Source organism: Streptomyces sp. enrichment culture, assembly GCF_964272855.1.
GTDB lineage: Bacteria > Actinomycetota > Actinomycetes > Streptomycetales > Streptomycetaceae > Streptomyces.
The window spans coordinates 8097394-8120773 of the sequence record NZ_OZ186847.1 but is presented as its reverse complement, the minus strand read 5'-3'; the positions used below and the strand labels follow the sequence as shown (position 1 = coordinate 8120773).

The 23380-nt window shown below is 72.1% G+C and carries 21 protein-coding genes; 15 read left to right on the top strand and 6 right to left on the bottom strand.

The features are described from left to right. The first annotated feature begins 71 nt into the window (after positions 1-71). From ACSU6L_RS36245 to hemC, 4 genes are read left to right on the top strand one after another with little or no spacing between them, the layout of a single operon-like run. Entirely contained in the window at positions 72-1088 is a 1017-nt protein-coding gene (locus ACSU6L_RS36245; RefSeq protein ID WP_437063861.1) for a questin oxidase family protein, read from the top strand. 28 nt (positions 1089-1116) lie between these two features. Beyond that, positions 1117-1635 (top strand): hypothetical protein, encoded by a 519-nt coding sequence (locus ACSU6L_RS36240; protein ID WP_437063859.1) that lies wholly within the window; start codon positions 1117-1119, stop codon positions 1633-1635. Next, positions 1632-2099 carry an N-acetyltransferase family protein gene (locus tag ACSU6L_RS36235; protein ID WP_437063857.1) on the top strand — a complete coding sequence of 156 codons (468 nt, stop codon included), beginning with the start codon at positions 1632-1634 and terminating at the stop codon, positions 2097-2099. Before ACSU6L_RS36240 ends, ACSU6L_RS36235 begins: the two co-directional genes overlap by 4 nt. Positions 2100-2143: 44 nt before the next feature. Beyond that, the gene (gene hemC / locus ACSU6L_RS36230; protein ID WP_437063855.1) at positions 2144-3079 is read left to right on the top strand and encodes a hydroxymethylbilane synthase; all 936 of its coding nucleotides are present in this window, start codon (positions 2144-2146) and stop codon (positions 3077-3079) included. Between the two features lie 7 nt (positions 3080-3086). Here hemC and ACSU6L_RS36225 read toward each other — a convergent pair whose 3' ends face one another. Beyond that, on the bottom strand, positions 3087-3608 hold the full coding sequence (locus ACSU6L_RS36225) for a hypothetical protein (protein ID WP_437063853.1): 522 nt from the start codon (positions 3606-3608) through the stop codon (positions 3087-3089). A 407-nt stretch (positions 3609-4015) separates the two neighbouring features. Here ACSU6L_RS36225 and ACSU6L_RS36220 point away from each other — a divergent pair, with 407 nt between their 5' ends. Beyond that, complete coding sequence (locus ACSU6L_RS36220) at positions 4016-4810, top strand: SigB/SigF/SigG family RNA polymerase sigma factor (RefSeq protein ID WP_437063851.1); 795 nt, start codon at positions 4016-4018, stop codon at positions 4808-4810. Here the strand turns inward: ACSU6L_RS36220 and ACSU6L_RS36215 are convergent. Beyond that, a complete protein-coding gene (locus ACSU6L_RS36215; protein ID WP_437063850.1) occupies positions 4807-5145 on the bottom strand; it encodes an ANTAR domain-containing protein in 339 nt (112 codons plus the stop codon). The two genes, ACSU6L_RS36220 and ACSU6L_RS36215, sit on opposite strands and share 4 nt — an antisense overlap. 165 nt (positions 5146-5310) lie before the next feature. Here ACSU6L_RS36215 and ACSU6L_RS36210 point away from each other — a divergent pair, with 165 nt between their 5' ends. Then, positions 5311-6111 (top strand): VOC family protein, encoded by an 801-nt coding sequence (locus tag ACSU6L_RS36210; RefSeq protein WP_437063849.1) that lies wholly within the window; start codon positions 5311-5313, stop codon positions 6109-6111. Between the two features lie 50 nt (positions 6112-6161). On the opposite strand, the gene glgX is transcribed toward ACSU6L_RS36210, so the two are convergent. Together glgX and ACSU6L_RS36200 are read right to left on the bottom strand one after the other, a co-directional pair. Then, positions 6162-8306, bottom strand: a complete 2145-nt coding sequence (gene glgX, locus ACSU6L_RS36205) for a glycogen debranching protein GlgX (RefSeq protein ID WP_437063848.1) — start codon at positions 8304-8306, stop codon at positions 6162-6164. Beyond that, positions 8303-8815: a pep a2 gene (locus ACSU6L_RS36200; RefSeq protein WP_437063847.1), complete on the bottom strand. Its 513-nt coding sequence runs from the start codon at positions 8813-8815 to the stop codon at positions 8303-8305. The genes glgX and ACSU6L_RS36200 overlap by 4 nt, the downstream gene beginning before the upstream one ends. 308 nt (positions 8816-9123) lie before the next feature. On the opposite strand from ACSU6L_RS36200, the gene ACSU6L_RS36195 reads away from it, so the two are divergent. From ACSU6L_RS36195 to ACSU6L_RS36170, 6 genes are all read left to right on the top strand, one after another. Beyond that, positions 9124-9420, top strand: coding sequence for a DUF5133 domain-containing protein (locus ACSU6L_RS36195; protein WP_437063846.1), 297 nt, complete (start codon positions 9124-9126; stop codon positions 9418-9420). Positions 9421-9493: 73 nt separating this feature from the next. After that, positions 9494-11479 carry an alpha-1,4-glucan--maltose-1-phosphate maltosyltransferase gene (locus ACSU6L_RS36190; RefSeq protein WP_437063845.1) on the top strand — a complete coding sequence of 662 codons (1986 nt, stop codon included), beginning with the start codon at positions 9494-9496 and terminating at the stop codon, positions 11477-11479. Further along, on the top strand, positions 11476-13194 hold the full coding sequence (treS, locus tag ACSU6L_RS36185; RefSeq protein WP_437063844.1) for a maltose alpha-D-glucosyltransferase: 1719 nt from the start codon (positions 11476-11478) through the stop codon (positions 13192-13194). The genes ACSU6L_RS36190 and treS overlap by 4 nt, the downstream gene beginning before the upstream one ends. Positions 13195-13237: 43 nt before the next feature. Then, a complete protein-coding gene (locus ACSU6L_RS36180) occupies positions 13238-14629 on the top strand; it encodes a maltokinase N-terminal cap-like domain-containing protein (RefSeq protein WP_073943807.1) in 1392 nt (463 codons plus the stop codon). A 4-nt stretch (positions 14630-14633) separates the two neighbouring features. Further along, a complete protein-coding gene (gene glgB / locus ACSU6L_RS36175) occupies positions 14634-16856 on the top strand; it encodes a 1,4-alpha-glucan branching enzyme (protein ID WP_437063843.1) in 2223 nt (740 codons plus the stop codon). A gap of 79 nt (positions 16857-16935) precedes the next feature. Beyond that, on the top strand, positions 16936-18033 hold the full coding sequence (locus tag ACSU6L_RS36170) for a glutamate--cysteine ligase 2 (RefSeq protein ID WP_437063842.1): 1098 nt from the start codon (positions 16936-16938) through the stop codon (positions 18031-18033). Here the strand turns inward: ACSU6L_RS36170 and ACSU6L_RS36165 are convergent. Then, positions 18023-18256: a DUF6480 family protein gene (locus ACSU6L_RS36165; RefSeq protein ID WP_073943804.1), complete on the bottom strand. Its 234-nt coding sequence runs from the start codon at positions 18254-18256 to the stop codon at positions 18023-18025. The two genes, ACSU6L_RS36170 and ACSU6L_RS36165, sit on opposite strands and share 11 nt — an antisense overlap. 153 nt (positions 18257-18409) lie before the next feature. On the opposite strand from ACSU6L_RS36165, the gene ACSU6L_RS36160 reads away from it, so the two are divergent. The 3 genes from ACSU6L_RS36160 (at position 18410) to ACSU6L_RS36150 (ending at position 22349) form a co-directional block, all read left to right on the top strand. Next, positions 18410-20317 (top strand): AMP-dependent synthetase/ligase, encoded by a 1908-nt coding sequence (locus ACSU6L_RS36160; protein WP_437063841.1) that lies wholly within the window; start codon positions 18410-18412, stop codon positions 20315-20317. A gap of 109 nt (positions 20318-20426) precedes the next feature. Beyond that, positions 20427-20861, top strand: a complete 435-nt coding sequence (locus tag ACSU6L_RS36155) for an ATP-binding protein (RefSeq protein ID WP_437063840.1) — start codon at positions 20427-20429, stop codon at positions 20859-20861. Between the two features lie 111 nt (positions 20862-20972). After that, positions 20973-22349 (top strand): NAD(P)/FAD-dependent oxidoreductase, encoded by a 1377-nt coding sequence (locus ACSU6L_RS36150; RefSeq protein WP_437063839.1) that lies wholly within the window; start codon positions 20973-20975, stop codon positions 22347-22349. Between the two features lie 91 nt (positions 22350-22440). Here the strand turns inward: ACSU6L_RS36150 and ACSU6L_RS36145 are convergent, their stop codons facing one another. Continuing rightward, positions 22441-23328, bottom strand: a complete 888-nt coding sequence (locus tag ACSU6L_RS36145; protein ID WP_437063838.1) for a SigB/SigF/SigG family RNA polymerase sigma factor — start codon at positions 23326-23328, stop codon at positions 22441-22443. Between the last annotated feature and the right edge of the window lie 52 nt (positions 23329-23380).

The following is a 23380-nucleotide window of genomic DNA, read 5'->3' as shown; positions in this document are numbered from 1 at the left end:
GACCCACGCGGTGCCGTGGGTCCTCCCCGGGGCCGATCTGCCGTCGCCGTGCGTGTCGTAGCGTCGCGGTCATGACCACGAGCGATACGAGCGGACGGCTCGACGAGGCCTTCGAACGGCTCCACATCTCCGGCCCGGAGTTCCGGGGCTGGCTCAGCAACCACGCCCCCATGGTGGTCGAGTCGCTGGCCGTGCACGGGCAGGCGGGGGCCGTGCACCGCTGGCTGGACCTGTACAGCGACCGGCTGGAGGAGTTCCCCACCCCGGTCGAGCGCGTCACCGACGCCAACTGGCACGAGGCGCTGGGCGATCCCCGGCGGGCCGCCGACTGGATCGACCACTTCACCCGCGCCGTCGCCGAGCGCCCGTGGCGCGCCGTCCTCGCCGAGTGGTGGCCCCGTCTGCTGCCCGGCCTGTACGGCGCCGCCACGCACCCCGTCATCCGCGTCGGCCACGCCGTGCGGGCGCTGCGGACGGAGGAGACCGGACCGCGGCTGACCGAACTCGCCCACGCCCTCGGCTACTGGGCGGCCCGGCACCATCCCGTGACCGGGGTGGAGACACTGCCCGGAGCGGGCACGCCCGGCCGGAGTCTGGACACCGTGCCGCCGGTCGAGACCGCCGAGACCGGTTTCCTCGGGCGGCTGGCCGCCGTGCGGGCCCTGCCCCGCTGGGCGGACGACGTGACCGACCCGGACACCGCGCGCGCCCGGCTCGTCGAGCTGGTCCGGGCCGCCACCCACCGCTACGCCACCCACGGTCACGGCGAGGAGACCATGCTGGTGCACGCGGCCACCGCGCCCAACGCCGTGCTGCGCACCCTGGACGCGCTGCCCCGCGAGCTGTGGGCGCCGAGCCTGCACGCGGCCTGGACGGCGTCCGCGGCGGTCACCGCGATGTACGCGCCGGACGAGCCGGTCGACTACGTGCCGCCCGCCCGCCTCACCGCCGAGGAGGTCGTCGAGCGGGCCCTCGCCCACGGGGACGAGCACGTCATCAAGCTCACCGACACCGCGCTCGACGTGGGCGACGAGCGGGCCCTCGCCGCGGCGCTGCGCGCGGTCGAGCTGAGCGACCCTCTGGTCTGAGCGGGCCCGCACGGTCGATGATGGCCGAATGGATCAAGCCCACACGCTCCCGCCGGCGGTCGACACGGACGCCCTGCTCGCCCTCTCCGACGGCCACCACGCCCGTACCGCCCGCCCGTTGGGCACCCGGGAGGCCGCCGGGCACCTGGTGAAGACGTACGCCCTCCTGGCCCCGGGCCGCACGGTCGCCGAGGGGGACGTCGACGCGGCGCTGCGGATCGCCGAGGGCCATCTGGCGCTCGGCCGGCAGCGGGGCTCCCTCGGGCTGTCCGTTCTCGTCGTGCATGCGGGCGGCGACGGCGACTACGTGCTGGTCCACACCTGGATCGAGGGGCACATGTCGGATCTCGCCGTGTTCACCGGCCCGGCCGGGCAGCCCGGACTGCTGCGGCCCGGACGGGCCGGGCTGGCACCGTGCGTCTGGGAGGCGGCGCTGCTCGCGCACGAGCGGGAGGCGTTCTCCCGGCACGTCCTGGACGGCACCGGCCCGCTGTCGGACCGGCTCGCCGCGTGGAGCGCGGACACCGTCGAGGGGGCGGTGCGATGACCGCGGCACCCGTGGTGCGGCACGCCCGGCCCGCCGATCTGCCCCGGGTGGCCGAACTGGTCCGGCTGCACGCCGAGTACGAGCGCGCCGGCCCTCCCGCGCCCGGCCTCGCCGAACGCCTCGGCACGCTGCTGTTCGGCGCGGCGGCCCCGCGCCTGCGCTGCCTGGTCGCCGAGGCACCCGGTGGCGAGGTGGTCGGCTACGCCACCTGCGCGCCCGAACTGTCCACCTGGGACGGGTGCGAGTACCTGCACATGGACTGCCTCTTCCTGGTCCCCGGCCATCGCGGTCTGGGGCTCGGCGCGCTGCTCATGGAGGCGGTGACCGGGGAGGCCCGCGCGCTCGGACTCACCGAGGTGCAGTGGCAGACCCCCGTCTGGAACGACGGGGCGATCCGCTTCTACGACCGGCTCGGCGCCCGCGCCAGGGACAAGGTCCGCTTCTCGCTGCTTGTGGGAAAGTGAGGCCCACCGCCGGGACTCGAGCCGGAGGGTCTATCGTGTCCGGCATGTCCGTTCCGGAACTGATCCGTATCGTCTCCCGCGACTCACCCATGGCCCTGGCCCAAGTGGAGCGGGTCCGCGCCGAGTTGACCGCCCTGTACCCCGGCGTGCGCACCGAGGTCGTGCCCGTGAAGACCACGGGTGACAAGTGGCTGGGCGACCTGTCCCAGGTCGAGGGGAAGGGCGCCTTCACCAAGGAGGTCGACGCGGCGCTGCTGGCCGGGGAGGCCGATCTCGCGGTGCACTGCGTCAAGGACGTGCCCGCGGACCGGCCGCTGCCGGCCGGCACGGTGTTCGCCGCGTTCCTCGCGCGGGACGACATCCGTGACGCTCTCGTCCACCCCGGCGGCCTCACTCTCGACGAACTGCCCGCCGGCACCCGGATCGGCACCTCATCGGTGCGCCGGATCGCCCAACTGGCCGCCACCCACCCGCATCTGGAGTGCGTGCCGTTCCGCGGCAACGCCAACCGGCGGCTGGCGAAGCTGGCGGCGGGCGAGGCGGACGCCCTGCTGCTCGCGGTGTCCGGGCTGGAGCGCATCGGCCGCCGGGACGTGATCAGCGAGGTGCTGTCGCCGGAGACGATGATGCCGCCGATCGGCGCGGGCATCCTCGCCCTGCAGTGCCGCGAGGACGACACGGCGCTGATCGACGCGGTCAGCGCGCTCGGCGACCCGGCCACCCATCGCGAGGCGACCGCCGAGCGGATGTTCCTGCATGTGCTGCAGGGCCACTGCAACAGCCCGATCGCGGGATACGCCCGCGTGGACCGGGGCGGCGAACTGTCCCTGCGGGCCTGTGTGTTCACCCCGGACGGCAAGACCCGGCTGAACGCCCACGAGTGGGCCGGCCGGCTGGACGCGGCCACGCTCGGCACCTCGGTCGCGGTGGCGCTGCTGCGTCAGGGCGCCCGGGAGATCATCGACGGCATCCCGCACTGACCGGCCGTCAGGCGGTGCCCTCCTCCGCCTGGTCGCGCAGGAAGTTGCTCACCTGGTGGGCGAGACTGTCGCGGCCGGCGGAGGGCTGCGCGCACGCCGTCCCCTCGGGCAGGCCGATGCCGCCCGACCACATCCGGCGGTCGGCCCACTCGTCGTCGACCCGCAGCTGGATCTGCACGTCGACCCGGCTCAGCGCGGCCTCCGGTCCGGCCGCGTACAGCACGGCGGTGGCGCGGCGCAGCGGGTACACGTCGTAGCCCTCGACGAACTGCGAGTTGCGCCAGTCCATGAAGGCGCTCTCACCGTCGGCGCCGATGCGCACGTCGATCTGGCCGTCCTCGAGGTGGACGCAGAACCGTTCGGTGCCGCGGTTCTCGACGGTGACCCGGAACCGGAAGTACGTCAGCCCCTCGGCCGCGTCGTCCCGGCCACGCGGCGGCTCGGCCTGTTCCAGTCTGTGGACGCGCAGCCGCAGACCGGAATGCTCGTCGTACTCCTGCCAGTCACCGACCACGTTCGGCTCGTACACACCGCACCTCTCGACCTTCTAAGAGCTGCTTCCTATCCGTGGCCCGAGCGCACTGTCAAATGAGCGGAATGGGCTGTTGCCGGTGATGTCGAAGCTTTGATCGGTGATCAAGCCGTGGGCAGGAGCAATCCGCCGCGGGGCGGTCCGGGCGGCGGCCGGGCGTGCCGTACATCACTCTGCGGGACGAGCGGGAGCCGTGTGGTTCGGGGCCGAGGCACCAGGAAATTTCGCGGATGGTGTTTCGTCCGGTTTTGTCCAGGGAATCGGCATAGGAGTGCTTCGGACAGGAGGCACGTCCGTGGGAGTCCCGCACAGCGGTCCCCGGCGTCCCGAATGCCTGTGCCCGCATGCGCCTCTCCCACGGTGTCCGTCCCCAACCGGCATCCCCTGAGGGAGGCGCGCACACGATGCGTACGGCCGGCAGAACGAAGCAGCACCCGCACGACGACGCCCCCGACACCGCGGAGGCGTTCGAACGGCTCCACGGGCTCCCGGAAGGCAGCCCGGAGCGCAAGGCCCTCAGAGACGAGCTGGTGCGGCTGTGGCTGCCCATGGCCGAGCGGATCGCCGTCCGCTTCCGCGGGCGCGGCGAGGCCCTGGAAGACCTCTACCAGGTGGCGGCACTCGGACTGGTGAAGGCCGTCGACCACTACGACCCGTCGCGCGGCCGCGCCTTCGAGGCGTACGCCGTGCCGACCGTCACCGGTGAGATCAAGCGGCACTTCCGGGACCACATGTGGACCCTGCACGTGCCCCGGCGCGTCCAGGACCTGCGCAACCGGGTGCGGCGCGCCTCCAAGGAGCTCTCGCAGACCACGCCGGGCAGGCCCCCGACCATCGCGGAGATAGCCGAGCACGCCCAGCTCAGCGAGGCGGAGGTGGCCACCGGCATGGAGGCGCTGGAGTGCTTCTCCGCGCTCTCGCTGGAGGCCGAGATGCCGGGCACCGACGGTTACGCCCTCGGTGACGCGATCGGCGGGCCCGACCCGCGCTACGACGTCGTGGTGGACCGAGTCGCCGTACGACCGTTCCTGGAGGCCCTGCCGGAACGCGAGCGGACCATCCTCTACCTGCGGTTCTTCCGCGGCATGACCCAGAGCACGATAGCCGAGCAGCTGGGCATCTCCCAGATGCACGTCTCCCGCCTGCTCAGCGCCTGCTTCGAACGCCTGCGCGAGGAGCTGCTGGCGGAGACGCGTTAGGCGCCCTCGGGGGGTGCTCCCGGGATCTGAGTCGGGCCGTGACGGTCGAGGGCGTCCTCCAGCTCGGCGCGGATCTCCGGGGGCATCTCACCCTGCCGGCCCCAGATCAGGATCAGCTCGGCGACCGTGCGCAGCTTGACGTTGGTGTGCTGGGAGACCTCCTTCAGCACCATCCAGCCCTGGTCCGGGGTGACCCGTCCCAGCGCGACCATCATCCCGATCGCCTGGTCGACCACGGCATGGGAACTGACGGCCTCCTTGAGCTGGGCCACTTCCTCCTGCAGTGCGGCGATCCGGTCCGTGTCGTCGGCCGGCTCGCTCGGTGTGTGTGCCACCCGTCCATCGTGCCACCGCGGCCGCCCGGCGCCACCGCGACGGCCTGACACGCCCGGGACTGCGTGGTGCCTTGGGGGTACTCGGCAGGCGCCGGAAGCGGTTCCGGTTGGACACTGGTCTCGGACCGGTGGCCGCCGGCCCCACGAACCCAGGGAACGACTGCCATGACACAGCACCCGACACCCGCCCGCCCGACGGAGGTCGTCTCCACCGATTCCGTCTTCGGCGCCCCCTGCTGGGTGAGCCTGACCAGCCGGGACCTGGCCGCCACGGAGGCGTTCTACACCGCCGTGCTGGGCTGGCAGTGGCGCTCGGGCAAGCTCGGCGACCGGTTCCGGATCGCGGTGGTGAACGGGACGCCGGTCGCGGGGATCGCGGGGATGGCCGTCATGGGCCACGCGGCGGTCGCCTGGACGCCCTACTTCGCCGTGCGCAGCGCCGACGCGGTCGCCGGCCGGGTGCAGGAGCGCGGCGGCACCGTCGCGGTCGGCCCGATCTCCTTCCCGCCCGGCCGCGGGGCGCTGCTGGCCGACCGGGACGGGGCCACGTTCGGGATCTGGGAGGGCAAGCTGTTCACCGACTGGGAGACCTGGCGGCGAGCGGCACCCGCGTTCGTCAGGCTCCACACCCGGGACGCCTTCGACGCGGCGATCTTCTACGGCGAGGTCCTCGACTGGGCGTCGGCGACCCCCGGCTGCTGCGAGGTGCGCTACGAGGGCGAGGAGGTCGTGCTGCGCAGCCACGGCGACATCGTCGCCCGGATCGAGTCCGGGGCCGTCGAGTCGGCGCCGGACCCCACCATCCGGCCGCACTGGCAGGTCCACTTCTCGGTGACCGACGTCGCCGCCTGTGCCCGCGCCGCCGAGCTGAACGGCGGCAGCGTGCTGCGCGAGGCCCCCGAGGAGGCGATCCTGCGCGATCCGGACGGGGCGCAGTTCACGGTGACGTCCCGGCTGGAGCGGTAGGACGCCCCCTGGGGGTTCCTCCGAGGAGGAACCCCGCCCCCCTCGGCGCGTCAGCGCGGCGGCCGGGACAGCAGGACCAGGCTGCGGCTCTCCACCGGCAGCACCGTGCCGGCCTTGTGCTCGGTCTCGTCCGGGGCGTCCGGGGCGCCCGGGACCGCCGTGTCGAGGACCGTCGTCCAGCGGTCGCCGTAGGCGGCGTCCGGGAGGCGGAAGTCGACGGGCTCCCAGTAGCTGTTCAGCAGCAGCAGGAAGGAGTCGTCGACCACCGGACGGCCCTGCGGGTCCGGCTCGGCGATGGCGTCGCCGTTGAGGAACACGCCGACGCAGTGCGCGTCGGAACGCTCCCAGTCCTGGTCGCTCATCTCGCTCGCGTTGGGCAGCAGCCAGACGAGGTCGGGCAGCGGCTGGTCGGCGCGGACGGCGGTCTCGCCCCGGAAGAAGCGGCGCCGCCGCAGCACGGGGTGCGCCGCGCGCAGGCCGATCACGTACCGGGTGAACTCCAGCAGGTCGCACTGTTCACCGGTGAGCCGCCAGTCGATCCAGGAGACCTCGTTGTCCTGGCAGTACGCGTTGTTGTTGCCGCGCTGGGTGCGCCCCAGCTCGTCGCCGTGGCCGAGCATCGGGATGCCCTGCGACAGCATCAGGGTGGCCAGGAAGTTCCGCTGCTGCCGGGCCCGCAGCTCGCGCACCTTCGGATCGCGGGTCTCGCCCTCGGCCCCGCAGTTCCAGGACCGGTTGTTACTCTCGCCGTCCCGGTTGCCCTCGCCGTTGGCCTCGTTGTGCTTGTCGTTGTACGAGACCAGGTCGCGCAGGGTGAACCCGTCGTGCGCGGTGACGAAGTTGACGCTGGCGCGCGGCCGGCGCCTGCTGTGCTGGTAGAGGTCGGAGGACCCGGTCAGCCGGGAGGCGAACTCGCCGAGCGTGTACTCCTCGCCCCGCCAGAAGTCGCGCACGGTGTCCCGGTACAGGCCGTTCCACTCCGACCACAGCGGCGGGAAGTTGCCCACCTGGTAGCCGCCCTCGCCGACGTCCCACGGCTCGGCGATCAGCTTGACGCGGCTGATCACCGGGTCCTGCTGGATCAGGTCGAAGAACGCCGACAGCCGGTCCACCTCGTGGAACTGCCGGGCCAGGGTGGCCGCGAGGTCGAAGCGGAAGCCGTCGACGTGCATCTCGGTCACCCAGTACCGCAGCGAGTCCATGATCAGCTGGAGCACGTACGGGTGCCGCATCAGCAGGCTGTTGCCGGTGCCGGTGGTGTCGTAGTAGTGCCCCCAGTCGCCGTCGACCAGGCGGTAGTACGAGGCGTTGTCGATGCCCCGGAAGGACAGCGTGGGGCCCTTCTCGTTGCCCTCGGCGGTGTGGTTGTAGACCACGTCGAGGATGACCTCGAGACCGGCCGCGTGCAGCGCCTTCACCATCGCCTTGAACTCGGCGACCTGTCGGCCGCCGGTGCCGTCGGCGGCGTAGGCGTTGTGCGGGGCGAAGAAGCCGATGGTGTTGTAGCCCCAGTAGTTCGACAGGCCGCGGTCCTGGAGGACCCCGTCCTGCACGAACTGGTGCACGGGCATCAGCTCGACGGCGGTCACGCCCAGCGAGGTCAGATGCTCGATCACCGCCGGGTGGGCGAGCCCCGCGTAGGTGCCGCGCAGCTCGGGCGGCACGTCGGGGTGGTTGCGGGTCAGGCCCCGTACGTGGGTCTCGTAGATGACGGTGTCCGCGTACGGCCGTCGCGGCGGGCGGTCGTCGCCCCAGTCGAAGTACGGGTCGGTGACCACGCCGAGCATGGTGTGCCCGGCGCTGTCCGCCGGGTCGGGCCCGGTGGCCGACCGCTCGTACAGCGAGGGGTGGTTGTCGATCTGCCCGTCGACGGCCGTGGCGTACGGGTCGAGCAGCAGCTTCGCCGGGTTGCAGCGCTGGCCGAGGGACGGGTGCCACGGACCGTGCACCCGGTAGCCGTACCGCCGGCCCGGCCCGACGCCTGGCAGGTAGCAGTGCCAGACGAAGCCGTCGACCTCGTGCACCGGCACCGTGCGGTGCCGGCCGTCGTCCTCGACGAGGACGAGTTCCACGCGTTCGGCGACCTCGCTGAAGAGCGCGAAGTTGGTGCCCTGACCGTCGTAGGAGGCACCCAGTGGATAGGGGTGCCCGCTCCACACGGGCACCCCGGCGTTCCGGTGCGTTTCCTTCGTCACCGCGCGTCCTCCAGAGCACCGTCGGCGGTGGGCGCCGGGGCGGCCACGGTGACGACCGGTTCCTCGCGCGGCACCTGCAGTCCCTCGCGCAGGCTGGGCGCCGGGGCGGTCGGGACCAGCGGGGCGCGGCGGCCGGCGCGGGCGCGCTGGGAGAACCAGATCACCTTGCTGCCGGTGTCGGTGGCGCAGCAGCCCCAGCCGTCGCTCGTCGCGGCGATGTGCTGGAGGCACGCGCGCAGGTCCTGGTCCGGGCGCAGGTCCCGGTCGTGGTCCCCGACGGCGGTGATCAGATGCTGGCCGTTCCACCACATCTCGATCGACGTGTTCTTGTCCGTGGCGTGCTCGTCGATGGCGTTCAGCAGCAGCTCGGCGCCGCTGCAGACGGGCTCGACCAGCGTCTCGAGGTCCCAGTACCTGAGGTGAGCGGCCAGGATGCGGCTGACCTGTCCCACGCGTTCCGGACTGACTTCCACGTCGAGGTGGTAGTAGCAGGGCACTGCGGTCTTCATCTCGTTGGCTCCTCACCGGCGAGGCTCTCGCTCCCTTCCTCGCCCTAGCGGGCCGAATCCCCCGACACGAAGCGTGAGCACTGATCGCTTCTGAGTCACATCAACAGTGCGGCCGCTAGCCCATTCGTGCAACACGAGCGACACAAGTGATGTGGTTGAAGCTCTAACAAGACGCTGGGTCGCCGTGCGTGCACCATGAGTGAAGGCCTCGATCGCCGTAACGGAACTCCGTGCCCGCAGTCGTGCACGGCCACCGGCCCGACCGTCGGGAACGTGTCCATCGAGTGCCCCGGAAGGTGAACGGCGCCATGCTGCTACCCGCCAGAGCCGAAGTGGCCCGGCAGCTGCGGCGGTACCGGGCGTGGGAGCGGATGATGCTCGCGTCCCCGGCCGACCGCGCCGTACGGGCGACTTTCGAGAACTCGGGATACACCCTGTGCGTGCTCATGGGGAAGCGGTGTGCGCGGGAGGCCGCCGATGCGGCCGAACGGTTTCTGCGCACCACCCTGACCACCTATTTGCAGGAACAGGACGACCGGCCCCTGATGACCGGAGCCGCCCGGCGGAATCCGCCGACGGGTGTCCGGTCCCGGGTGGCCCGGTAGTTCCACCCTTTCGGCGCAGCATCCCGAGCCGGGCCACGACGGGCCGGCTCCGAGTACGGCGGAGGTGAGACCCATGAGTGCGACGGTGGCCATCGGGCGCATCCCGGTGCGGGACGTCCAACCGGCGGTGGAGGGCGGCAGACGCCCGGCGAAGGCGGTCACGGGCGAGACGTTCCAGGTCACCGCCACCGTGTTCCGCGAGGGGCATGACGCCGTCGGAGCCAACGTCGTGCTGCGGGATCCCGAGGGCCGGCCCGGCCCGTGGACGCCGATGCGCGAACTCGCCCCCGGCACCGACCGCTGGGGCGCCGAGGTCACCCCGCGGGCGCCGGGCCACTGGACGTACGCCGTGGAGGCGTGGAGCGACCCGCTCGCCACCTGGCGGCACACCGCCCAGGTCAAGGTGCCGGCCGGGATCGACACGGGGCTGGTCCTCGAGGAGGGCGCCGACCTGTACGAGCGGGCGGCCGCCCAAGTGCCCCCGGAGGCGGTGCGCGCGGTGGTCCTGGCCGCCGTCGCGACGCTGCGCGACGACTCCCTGCCCGTCGCCACCCGGCTGGCGGCGGCGCTGACGCCCGAGGTCGACGCGGTGCTCGGCCGGTATCCGCTGCGGGAGCTGGTCACCGCGTCCGAGCCGCTGCCTCTGCTGGTGGAGCGGGAGCGGGCGCTGTTCGGTTCCTGGTACGAGTTCTTCCCGCGTTCGGAGGGGACGGCGGAGCGTCCGCACGGCACGTTCCGCACGGCCGCCCGGCGGTTGCCCGCGATCGCGGAGATGGGGTTCGACGTCGTCTACCTGCCGCCCATCCACCCGATCGGCACGACGTTCCGCAAGGGCCCCAACAACACCCTGTCCGCCGGTCCGCAGGACGTGGGGGTGCCGTGGGCGATCGGCTCGCCGGAGGGCGGGCACGACGCGGTGCACCCGGACCTGGGGACCATCGAGGACTTCGACCGGTTCGTCGCGCGGGCCGGTGAGCTGGGCCTGGAGATCGCGCTGGACTTCGCGTTGCAGTGCTCCCCGGACCATCCGTGGGTGCACAAGCATCCCGAGTGGTTCCACCACCGCCCCGACGGGTCGATCGCCTACGCGGAGAACCCGCCGAAGAAGTACCAGGACATCTACCCGATCGCGTTCGACCGGGACATGGACGGCCTGGTCGCCGAGACCGTGCGGATCCTGCGGCACTGGATGGAGCACGGGGTGCGGATCTTCCGGGTGGACAACCCGCACACCAAGCCGGTGGTGTTCTGGGAGCGGGTGATCGGGCGGATCAACAGCACCGACCCGGACGTGATCTTCCTGGCGGAGGCGTTCACCCGCCCGGCGATGATGCACACCCTGGCCCAGATCGGCTTCCAGCAGTCGTACACGTACTTCACCTGGCGCAACACCAAGCAGGAGCTGACCGAGTACCTGACCGAGCTGTCCGGGCGGGCGGCGGCCTACATGCGGCCGAACTTCTTCGTCAACACCCCCGACATCCTGCACGCCTACCTCCAGCACGGCGGCCGCCCCGCCTTCGAGGTCCGCGCCGTCCTCGCCGCCACCCTCTCCCCCGCCTGGGGCGTCTACTCCGGCTACGAACTGTGCGAGAACACCCCGCTGCGGGAGGGCAGCGAGGAGTACCTCGACTCGGAGAAGTACCAGCTGCGCCCCCGCGACTGGGACAGCCCGGACAGCATCGCCCCCCTCATCACCCGGCTCAACGCCATCCGGCGCCGTCATCCCGCGCTGCGCCGGCTGCGAAATCTGCGCTTCCACTGGACCGACAACGACGCGGTGATCGCCTACTCGAAGCGGTCCGGCCCCGACACGGTCCTGGTGGTCGCCAACCTCGACCCTCACCACACCCAGGAGGCCACGGTCACGCTGGACCTGCCGCAACTCGGCCTGGACCCGCACACAGCCGTGTCGGTGCACGACGAACTGACGGGTGAGACCTATCACTGGGGCAGCACGAACTACGTGCGTCTGGAGCCCGGCCGCGCGCCGGCCCATGTGCTCCACGTCCAGCGGTCCCCCGCCGCGCCGCAGATCGGAGGGTCAGCAGCGTCATGACTGTCAACGAGCCCGTCCCGGACACCTTCGAGGACACACCCGCCCAGGACCGGGACCCGGACTGGTTCAAGCGTGCCGTCTTCTACGAGGTCCTCGTCCGCTCCTTCCAGGACAGCAACGGCGACGGCGTCGGCGACCTCAAGGGCCTGACCGCCAAACTGGACTACCTCCAGTGGCTCGGCGTGGACTGCCTCTGGCTGCCGCCGTTCTTCCAGTCCCCGCTCAGGGACGGTGGTTACGACGTCTCCGACTACACGGCCGTGCTGCCCGAGTTCGGTGACCTGGCCGACTTCGTGGAGTTCGTCGACGCGGCCCACCAGCGCGGCATGCGGGTCATCATCGACTTCGTCATGAACCACACGAGTGACCAGCACCCGTGGTTCCAGGAGTCCCGCCGCGACCCCGACGGCCCCTACGGGGACTACTACATGTGGGCCGACGACGACAAGCAGTACCAGGACGCCCGGATCATCTTCGTCGACACCGAGGTCTCCAACTGGACCTTCGACCCGGTGCGCGGGCAGTACTACTTCCACCGGTTCTTCTCCCACCAGCCGGACCTCAACTACGAGAACCCCGCCGTGCAGGAGGAGATCCTGGCGGCCCTGCGGTTCTGGCTGGACCTCGGCATCGACGGGTACCGCCTGGACGCCGTGCCCTACCTCTACGCCGAGGACGGCACCAACTGCGAGAACCTGCCCGCCACCCACGACTTCCTGAAGCGCGTCCGCCGCGAGATCGACGCGCTGTACCCGGACACCGTGCTGCTCGCCGAGGCCAACCAGTGGCCCGAGGACGTCGTCGACTACTTCGGCGACTACGGCGTCGGCGGCGACGAGTGCCACATGGCGTTCCACTTCCCCGTCATGCCCCGCATCTTCATGGCCGTACGACGGGAGTCCCGCTACCCCGTCTCCGAGATCCTGGCCAAGACGCCGGCCATCCCGTCCAACTGCCAGTGGGGCATCTTCCTGCGCAACCACGACGAGCTGACCCTGGAGATGGTCACCGACGAGGAGCGCGACTACATGTGGGCCGAGTACGCCAAGGACCCGCGGATGCGCGCCAACATCGGCATCCGGCGCCGCCTCGCGCCCCTGCTCGACAACGACCGCCACACCATCGAACTGTTCTCCGCCCTGCTGCTGTCCCTGCCGGGCTCGCCGATCCTCTACTACGGCGACGAGATCGGCATGGGCGACAACATCTGGCTCGGCGACCGCGACGCCGTGCGCACCCCCATGCAGTGGACGCCCGACCGCAACGCGGGCTTCTCCACCTGCGACCCGGGACGGCTGTTCCTGCCGACCATCATGGACCCGGTCTACGGCTACCAGGTCACCAACGTCGAGGCGTCCCTGGCGTCGCCGTCGTCGCTGCTGCACTGGACCCGGCGGATGATCGAGATCCGCAAGCAGAACCCGGCCTTCGGCCTCGGCTCGTTCCGCGAGCTGCAGTCGTCCAACCCCGCCGTGCTCGCGTTCCTGCGCGAGTACGAGGACGACCTGGTGCTGTGCGTGAGCAACTTCGCGCGGTTCGCCCAGCCGACCGAGCTCGACCTGCGCGAGTTCGCCGGCCGTCATCCGGTCGAACTCTTCGGCGGGGTCCGCTTCCCCGCCATCGGTGAACTTCCGTACCTGCTGACCCTCGGGGGCCACGGCTTCTACTGGTTCCGGCTCGTCCGAGTCGCATCTCGTATCGGCCGACGGCTGTGAGGCCGACGACCGTGAGCATGCGCCGACGAAAGGAGGCGTCACCATGACGAAGACCGCATCCCTCCGACCGAGCGACAGCGGACGGGCCGGGCTCACCCGGCCCATGGCCTCGCTCGACGGGCTGTTGCGGGCGTGGCTGCCGAGGCAGCGGTGGTTCGCCGGCAAGGACCGTCCCGTCACGGACCTGAGCCTGCTGTCCCTGACCGAGCTGTTCCCGGGCTGTCTGCACCTGCTGGTGCACGCCGGTCACGCGGGCGGCCACGGCGGCCACGCGGGCGTCCCCGCCCCCGGCGGCACGCCCCCGCCCGGGGACATCTACCAGCTCTTCCTGGGCGTCCAGGAACATCCGTCGCCGCGCCTGGGCCGGGCCCTGATCGGGCGGGCGCAGGACGGTCCGCTGGCCGGTCTGACGGTCTACGACGCCCTCCTGGACCCCCGTTCGGCGCAGTTGCTGCTGGAGCGGCTGCGGCACCCGGGCTCGGCGGGCCCGCTGCGCTTCGAGGCCGACCCGGCCCAGCCGGTGCCCGCGGGGCTGGTGCCGCGGGTGCTGGACGCCGAGCAGTCCAACTCCTCGCTGGTGTACGGCGACGAGTTCATCCTGAAGGTGTTCCGGCGCATCCAGCCGGGCGTCAACCCGGACCTGGAGGTGCCGGTCGCGCTGGCCGGGCAGGGGTGCGAGCGGGTGCCCGCGCCGGTGGCGTGGTTCCACACCGCCCAGCCGCAGCCCGCGACGCTGGGCGTGCTCCAGCCGTTCCTGCGGGACGCTTCCGACGGCTGGACGCTGGGCCTGCACGCGCTGGCGACGGGCGCGGACTTCACCGGGCACGCCCGGGAGCTGGGCCGGGCCACGGCGGACGTCCATCTGGCGCTGGCCGCGGCGTTCCCGACCGGTGCCCCCGGCGAGAACGGGCGGACGGCGGCGGCGATGGCCGAGCGGCTGGACGCCGCCGCGCACAGCGTGCCGGCGCTGCGGCCGTTCGTGCCGGGGCTGCGGGGCGCGTTCAGCGCGCTCACGACCTGTGATCCGGGGCCGCCGGCCCAGCGGATCCACGGCGATCTGCACCTGGGTCAGGTGCTGCGCGCGGGGCGGGAGTGGTTCGTCATCGACTTCGAGGGCGAGCCGTCCCGGCCGCTCGCCGAGCGGCGCAGCGCCCAGTCCCCGGTCCGGGACATCGCCGGCATGCTGCGCTCCTTCGACTACGCGGCCCGGCAGCGCCGGCCCTGGCGCCCCGAGTGGGCGCGCCGCTGCCGGGAGGCGTACTGCGCGGGCTACGCCGCCCGGGCCGGGTGGGATCCGCGCAAGAAGCACGGCCTGTTGCGCGCCTATGAGACGGACCGGGCCGTGTACGAAGTGCTCTACGAGGCCAGACACCGTCCGGACTGGCTCCCCGTGCCGATGGCGGCGATCGAACGACTCGCCGTGAGAGGAGACTGACACCGTGGCGCTGCGCGACACCTCACCCCCCGAGGCCTCCGGCCCGCTCCCGCCCGTGCACCGGCCGGGCGGGGTGGCCCCGCCGCTGGACCCGGCCGACCGCGGCCGGCTGCTGTCCGGTTCCCACCACGACCCGCACGCCCTGCTCGGCGCGCATCCCGTGCCGGGCGGGTGCGCCGTGCGGGCGCTGCGTCCGTTCGCGCAGTCGGTGACCGCGCTGGTCGGCGGGGAACGCCATCCCCTCGTCTCGGAGGGCGACGGCCTGTTCTCGGTCGTCCTGCCGCACGAGGAGATCCCGGCGTACACGCTGCTGGTGTCGTACGGGGACGGCGAGCAGGAGACGCACGACCCGTACCGGTTCCTGCCGGCGCTGGGCGAGCTGGATCTGCACCTGATCCGCGAGGGCCGGCACGAGCAGCTGTGGAAGGCGCTCGGTGCCGAGCCGATGACCCACCAGGGCGTGACCGGCACCCGGTTCACGGTGTGGGCGCCGAACGCGCGCGGGGTGCGGGTCGCGGCGGACTTCTGCCACTGGGACGGGACCGCGTTCCCGATGCGGTCGCTGGGCGCGTCCGGGGTGTGGGAGCTGTTCCTGCCGGGGGTCGGCGAGGGCACCCGGTACAAGTTCGAGATCACCTCGCAGTACGGCGGCCGGTTCCTGAAGGCCGACCCGATGGCCCGGGAGGCGGAGGTGCCGCCCGACACGGCGTCGGTGGTGACGTCGTCGCGCTACGAGTGGGGCGACCAGGAGTGGCTGGCGCGTCGCGGGGACCGGCCGGTGCACGAGGCGCCGTTCTCGGTGTACGAGGTGCACCTGCCGTCCTGGCGGCCGGGCCTGTCGTACCGGCAGCTCGCCGAGGAGCTGCCGGCGTACGTCAAGGACATGGGCTTCACCCATGTGGAGCTGATGCCGGTCGCCGGGCATCCGTTCAGCGGGTCCTGGGGCTACCAGGTCACGTCCTACTACGCGCCGACCTCCCGGCTCGGCAGCCCGGACGACTTCCGGTACTTCGTCGACTCCTGCCACCGGGCGGGCATCGGCGTGATCATGGACTGGGTGCCGGCGCACTTCCCGAAGGACGACTGGGCGCTGGCCCGGTTCGACGGGGACCCGCTGTACGAACCCGGGAACGCGCAGCGGGCGGAGCACCCCGACTGGGGGACGTACGAGTTCGACTACGCGCGGACCGAGGTGCGCAACTTCCTCGTCGCGAACGCCGTGTACTGGTGCGAGGAGTTCCACATCGACGGGCTGCGGGTGGACGCGGTCGCCTCGATGCTCTACCTGGACTACTCCCGTGAGGACGGCCAGTGGAGCACGAACGCCTACGGCGGGCGGGAGGACCTGGCCGCCATGGGGTTCCTGCAGGAGATGAACGCGACCGTGTACCGCAGGGTGCCGGGCGTGGTGACCATCGCCGAGGAGTCCACCGCCTGGGGCGGGGTGACCCGGCCGACCGACAGCGGCGGGCTGGGCTTCGGGCTGAAGTGGAACATGGGCTGGATGCACGACTCGCTCCAGTACATGAGCAAGGAGCCCGTGCACCGCAAGTACCACCACCACGAGATGACCTTCTCGATGGTCTACGCGTACAGCGAGAACTACGTCCTGCCGATCTCCCACGACGAGGTCGTCCACGGCAAGCGGGCCCTGGTCTCCAAGATGCCCGGCGACTGGTGGCAGCGGCGCGCCAACCACCGCGCCTACCTCGGCTTCATGTGGGCCCACCCGGGCAAGCAACTGCTCTTCATGGGGCAGGAGTTCGCGCAGGGCGGCGAGTGGTCGGAGCCGGACGGCCCCGAGTGGTGGCTGCTGGACCCCGGCTACTGTGCCGCCGGCGACCACCGGGGCGTGCAGGACCTGGTGCGGGACCTCAACGCGCGCTACCGGCGCAGTCCCGCCCTGTGGGAGCGCGACACCGATCCGTCCGGCTTCCAGTGGGTGGCCTGCGACTCGGCCGACGACAACGTGTTCGCGTTCCTGCGCTTCGCCGCCGACGGCAGCCCGCTGCTCGCGGTGAGCAACTTCTCCCCCGTCGTCCGCCACGACTACCGCCTGTGGGTGCCCGACGGCGTCGTCGCCTGGGAGGAGGTGCTGAACACCGACGCGGCCCGCTACGGCGGCGGCGACGTCACCAACCCGGGCCCGGTCAAGCCCGAGGACGGCCATCTGCCGCTCACCCTGCCGCCGCTGGCCACGGTGTGGCTCACGCCCGCGGCGGTGTGAACCCGCGCCGACGGGGCAGTCGGGGCGTACGAGGGGGCGGCCCCCTCGTCCCGTAGGGACCTCGAAAGGCGGGCACAGGTTGCGCACCGTGGGTGTGGAGGAGGAACTCCTCCTGGTGGATCCGGAGACCGGAGAGCCGCGGGCGCGTTCCGCGGCCGTGCTCGCCCGGGCGGAGCACGAGGACGCCGGGCAGGACGTCTTCGAGAAGGAACTCCACGAGCAGATGCTGGAGTTCGCCACGCACCCGCAGTCGGAGATGGCGGCGCTGGGCGCCGAGATCGTCCGCTGCCGCCGGGAGGCCGCCCGGCACGCTGAGGACATCGGCTGCGCGGTCGCGGCGCTCGCCACCTCCCCGCTGCCGGTGAACCCGTCCGTGGGCGCCAACCGCCGGTATCAGTGGATGGAGCGGGAGTACGGGATAGCCACCCGGGAACAACTCGTCCTCGGCTGTCATGTGCATGTGGCGGTGGAGTCCGACGAGGAGGGCGTGGCGGTCGTGGACCGGCTGCGGCCGTGGCTCGCGGTGCTGGCGGCGCTCAGCGCGAACTCCCCCTTCTGGCAGGGCAAGGACACCGGTTACAGCAGCTACCGCAGCCGCGTGTGGCAGCGCTGGCCGTCGGCCGGCCCGACGGAGGTGTCCGGCTCGGTCGAGCGGTACCGGCGGCGGATCGCGGACATGATGGCGACCGGCACCCTCCTCGACGAGGCGATGATCTACTTCGACGCCCGGCTGTCGCGGAACTACCCGACGGTGGAGCTACGGGTCGCGGACGTCTGCCTGGACGCGGAGACCGCCACGCTGATCGCGACCCTCGCCCGCGGGCTGGTGGAGACGGCCGCCCGCGAGTGGCGGGCCGGACGGGCCCCGGCCGACCCCGACGTGAGCGTGCTGCGCCTGGCCGGCTGGCGGGCCGCTCGCTCCGGGCTCACCGGCGAGCTGCTGCTTCCCTCGACCATGCGTCCCGCGCCCGCGGAGACGGTCGTCGAGGCGCTGCTGGAGCACGTCGGGGACGCGCTCCGGGACAACGGTGACCTGGACCGGGCGCGTGCGGGCTGCGCCCGGTTGCTGCGGGACGGCAACGGCGCACGGGTGCAGCGCGAACTGCTGGCCCGCACGGACAGTCTGCGCGAGGTCGTCGCCGCCTGTGTGCGCCGCACGCAGGGCGCTACAGGATGAGCACCAGGGCGTAGGCCAGGAAGAACGCCGCGATCAGCACCACCAGGACGATGATCAGCGTCAGCGGTCCCTTGGCCCAGCCCTTGGGCGGGTTGTGCGTCTCCCGGGGCCCTGCCTCGGGCATGCTGCTCTCCGCGGGCGGCGTCTCCCCGGGGGGCACGCCACCGCCCGGTTCGAGGCCCGACGTGCGCTCGGGTTCCGGGTCGGGGTTGATGTGAGTCATACCGTCCGAGTCCCCCGATCCCGCCGAGATCATCGAACCGGGATCACTTCCGCTGTCCGGGCACCATTCGGGCTCCCGGCCCGATACATTCGACCACCGCCGCCGACGGTTCGCGTCGGCGCAGTCACGGCCCGTACACCTCAGGAGCAGCGCATGCGCGACCTCGCACTCGCTCCAGCGACCACGCCGACCCCGCTGACCGGAGGACTCGCCGACAGCCTCTTCGAACACGCCGAGCGCGACCCGACCCTGCCGCTCGCCGCGCACCGGCCCGACCCGTCCTCCGACCGGTGGGAGGAGGTGACCGCGGTGGAACTGCGGGACCACGTCTCCGACCTGGCGAAGGGCCTCATCGCCTCCGGGATCTCACCGGGCCGCCGGGTCGCGGTCATGGCGCGCACCCGCTACGAGTGGACGGTGTTCGCCTACGCGCTGTGGACGGTGGGCGCCGAGATCGTGCCGGTGTACCCGAGCGCGTCCCGCGACCAGGTCGAGTGGATCCTGCGGGACGCCGGGTGCGTGGCCGTGGTCGTCGAGGACGAACACGGGGCGATGACGGTCGGCTCGGTGTGCGCGGGCCTGCCGGCACTGCGGCACGTGTGGCAGCTGGACGCCGGAGGGCTGGAGCAGCTGGCCGCGCGGGGCGAGGTGATCCCGCAGGAGACGGTCGACTCGCTGCGCCGGATCGTGCTGCCGGGCTCCACCGCGGTCATCGCCTACACCTCGGGCACCTCGGGCCGTCCGCTGGGCTGCGCGCTCAGCCACCGGGCCCTGGCGAACCCCTGCGACACCCTGCTGGCGGGCTGGGGCCACACGGCCGCGGCGCCGGGCGAGCAGGGCAGGGTCCTCGCCTTCCTGCCGTTCTCCCATGTGTACGGCCTGATGATCCAGGGCCTGTGCGTGCGCGGCGGCATCGTGCTGGGCCATGAGCCCGAGGTGGGCGAGGCGGCGCTGGCGGCGGCGCTGCGCTCGTTCCGGCCGACGTACTTCTACGGGGTGCCGTCGGTGTTCGAGAAGCTGTACAAGACGTGGCTGCGCACCGCGCAGCGGTCGGGGCGCGGGGCGCTGTTCGAGCGGGCCGCGGAGACGGCGCGGGCGTTCGCCGCGGCCTGCGAGCGGCAGCGGCTCGGCCGGGGATCGGGACCCGGCATGGAGCTGCGCCTGCAGCACGCGCTGTACGAGCGCACCGTCTACCGGCGGCTGCGGGCCACGCTCGGCGGCCGGGTGGGCCGGGCGACCTCGGGCGGCTCGTCGCTCAGCCGTGAGCTGTCCCTCTTCTTCGAGGGCATCGGCATCCAGGTGCACGACGGGTACGGGCTGACGGAGACCTGCGGCGGCATCACCATGCAGCCGCTGGGCCGGGAGAAGTCCGGTACGGTGGGGCAGGCGCTGCCGGGCACGGAGATCCGGGTCGCCGCCGACGGGGAGATCCTGGTGCGCGGGCCGTCGCTGTTCCACGGCTATGTGGGCGACGAGACGGCGACCCGCATGGCGCTGCGGGGCGGCTGGCTCGCCACCGGGGATCTCGGTCACCTGGACTCCGAGGGCTATCTGACGATCACCGGGCGCAAGAAGGACGTCATCATCACCAGCAGCGGCAAGAGCGTCGCCCCGGGCGCGCTGGAGCAGCGGCTGCGGCTGCATCCGCTCATCCATCAGGCGGTCGTGATCGGCGACGACCGTCCCTGCGTGGGCGCCCTGATCACCCTGGACCCGGACTTCCTGGTGCACTGGCGGGCGGCGCTCGCGCTGCCGCGGGACGCGCCGCTGCGGGAGGCCCGGGAGGAGAACGCGCTGCGCGAGGAGGTGGCGCGGGCGGTGGCCGCGGCGAACAGCGCGGTGTCGCGGGCGGAGTCGATCCGGGTGTTCAAGGTGCTGCCGGAGCCGTTCGACGTGGCAGGCGGGCTGCTGACACCGTCGATGAAGCTGCGCCGGGACGCGATCGTGCGGCATTACGCGCAGGACATCGACGCCATGTACGCGGCACGCGCTCCCCTGCCGCGGCTCGGTGCCACGGCTGAGCCGGAGGGCTGGGAGGACTCCGACGACGTGTTCCGCTGAGCGCGTCGGTCCGGGCCGCATGGGCCGCGCGCCACGGGGAACTCGCCCACGTGCCGTAAGCAGGGAACATGGCGACGAGCCCTGCGAAAGCTACGCGGGAAATGGCGACATGACGACCGACCCGGGGTGGGACGACCGACTGGCTGCCCGAGGAATCCCCAGCCGAGCCATCGGCTTTCCTGGTGAGCCGCGCGACGTGACGGGCGCGCGGCTCGCCGCCGAGGGCTTCCTGCGCGACCTCGCGCAGGTGGCGCCACCGGCCTCACCCGAGCACTGGGACGACATTCTGCTGGTGGTCACGGAACTGGCCGCCAACGCGGTGCAGTACGCCCCCGGGCCCTTCCAGCTGAGGATGCGCCGGACCTTCGACGGGGTGCACGTGACGCTGCACGACACCAGCCCCACCCCGCCGGCGCCGCGGCCGTTCCGGCCCAGCACCGGCGGCGGCGGGATCGGCTGGCACCTGCTGCACGCCCTGTGCGACCAGGTCAGCGTGGTCACCGGGGACCGCGGCAAGGACGTGCACACGTTCCTGCCGTGGTGACGGCCGCGAGATGAGGCGTGCGGGCCGGGGTCGCCGGTTCATCTGCGTGCCGCGCCCGACTGGCGCAACGGACTTCGACACGGTGGGATCGATGCGTAAACCGCGGAAGGGATGAAAGACGTGACACGACCCAGGATCCTGGTGGTGGGCGCGGGCTTCGCGGGAGTGGGGTGCGTACGGCGCCTGGAACGCAGGCTCGGCCCGAACGAGGCCGACCTCACTCTGGTGACCCCGTTCTCCTATCAGCTCTATCTGCCGCTGCTGCCGCAGGTCGCCTCCGGGGTGCTGACGCCCCAGTCGATCGCGCTGTCCCTGCGCCGCAGCCGCAAGTACCGCACCCGGATCATTCCCGGCGGGGCGATCGGCGTGGACCTCAAGGCGAAGGTCTGTGTCATCCGCACCATCACCGACGAGATCGTCAACGAGCCCTACGACTACATCGTGCTGGCGCCGGGCAGCGTCACCCGCACCTTCGACATCCCCGGGCTCACCGATCACGCGTTCGGCATGAAGACCCTCGCCGAGGCCGCGTACATCCGCGACCACGTGATCTCTCAGCTCGACCTCGCCGACGCCAGCCAGGACCCCGCGGAGCGGGCCTCCCGGCTGCAGTTCGTGGTCGTCGGCGGCGGCTACGCGGGCACCGAGACGGCGGCCTGCCTGCAGCGGCTCACGCACAGCGCGGTCCGGCGCTATCCCCGCCTGGACCCGCGTCTGATCAAGTGGCACCTCATCGACATCGCGCCGAAGCTCATGCCCGAACTGGGCGACAAACTCGGCCGCAGCGCCCAGGAGGTCCTGCGCCGGCGCGGCATCGAGATCTCCCTCGGCGTGTCCATCGAGAAGGCGGGCCCCGAGGAGGTCACCTTCACCGACGGCCGGGTGGTTCCCACCCGCACCCTGATCTGGACCGCCGGCGTGGTGGCGAGCCCGCTCATCGCAACGCTGGGCGCCGAGACCGTGCGCGGCCGGCTGGCTGTCAACGCCGAGATGAACCTGCCCGGTCACGACGGGGTCTTCGCGCTCGGCGACGCGGCCGCGGTGCCCGACACGGCCAAGGGCCAGGAGGGCGCCGTCTGCCCGCCCACCGCGCAGCACGCCATGCGGCAGGGCCGCAAGGTCGCCGACAACGTCATCGCCACCCTGCGGGGCGCGCCCATGGAGCCGTACGTCCACAAAGACCTCGGCCTCGTCGTCGACCTGGGCGGGAAGGACGCGGTCTCCAAGCCGCTCGGCGTGGAACTGCACGGGCTGCCCGCCCAGGCCGTGGCGCGCGGCTACCACTGGTCCGCGCTGCGCACCAACGTGGCCAAGACCCGGGTTTTGACCAACTGGGTGCTCAACGCCGTCGCCGGGGACGATTTCGTCCGCACCGGCTTCCAGGCCCGCAAGCCCGCCAAGCTGAAGGACTTCGAGTACACCGACTCTTATCTGACGCCGGAACAGGTGCGGGAGCAGGTCGAGCGGACGTCCTCGGGAACATCCTGATCACGGATGACGCGGATGACGCGGATGGGGGCCGGTCCTCAGGACCGGCCCCCATGTCGTCCCCCGGAGAACGCGGGCGTGAACCCGGACGTCAGCGGCGCTTGCGCCGCCCGGTGCACGACCCGGTCGCCCGGCCGGTGCCGCCGCGCGCGGCGCTCCGGCGGCCCAGGGCCTCGTCGCGCACGCGGGCGCAGCTGCGGCTGATGAGCCGGGAGACGTGCATCTGGGAGATGCCGAGCCGGTCGGCGATCCTGCTCTGCGTCATGTCCTCGAAGAAGCGCATGTAGAGGATGGCGCGTTCACGTTCGGGCAGGTTGCGCAGGCACTCCTTGGCGGACTCGCGGTCCACCACGATGTCGTACGAGGAGTCCGGGGCGCCGAGGGTGTCGGCGAGGCTGTAGCCGTCGTCGTCGGAGGACAGCTCCGCGTCGAGGGAAAGGGTGCTGAAGCTCTCCAGGGCCTCCATGCCCGTGCCGACCTCCTCCTCGGTGAGGCCGGTGTGGGCGGCGATGTCGGCGACCGTGGGCTCACGGGTGCCGGGGCTCTGGGCGAGTTCCCGCCGGGCCACTCGCACCTTGTTGCGCAGTTCCTGGACCCGGCGCGGCACTCGCAGCGCCCACATCCGGTCACGGAAGTGGCGCTTGACCTCGCCGGTGATGGTGGGGACGGCGTAGCTCTCGAAGGCTCCGCGTTCGGGGTCGTAGCGGTCGACCGCCTTCACCAGCCCGAGGGCCGCCACCTGGCGCAGGTCCTCCACGGACTCGCCCCGGTCGCGGAACCGGCCCGCGATCCGGTGGGCCATGGGAAGCCAGGCGGTGACGAGTTCGTCGCGCACGGCGTCCCGTTCGGGGCCGTCCGGCAGTTCGGCCAGCCGGGCGAAGAGCTCGGCGGTCTCCGGGGCGTCGTCGTGGGTTCGTCGGTTCTGCGCGGTGGAGGGCCCGGAGGTGGTGGTACTGCTGGTCGACATGTCGATGCGCATGCGGAATCGCTCCTGAACGGTCTTCTCAGCGACTGTCACGGGACTGAACTGA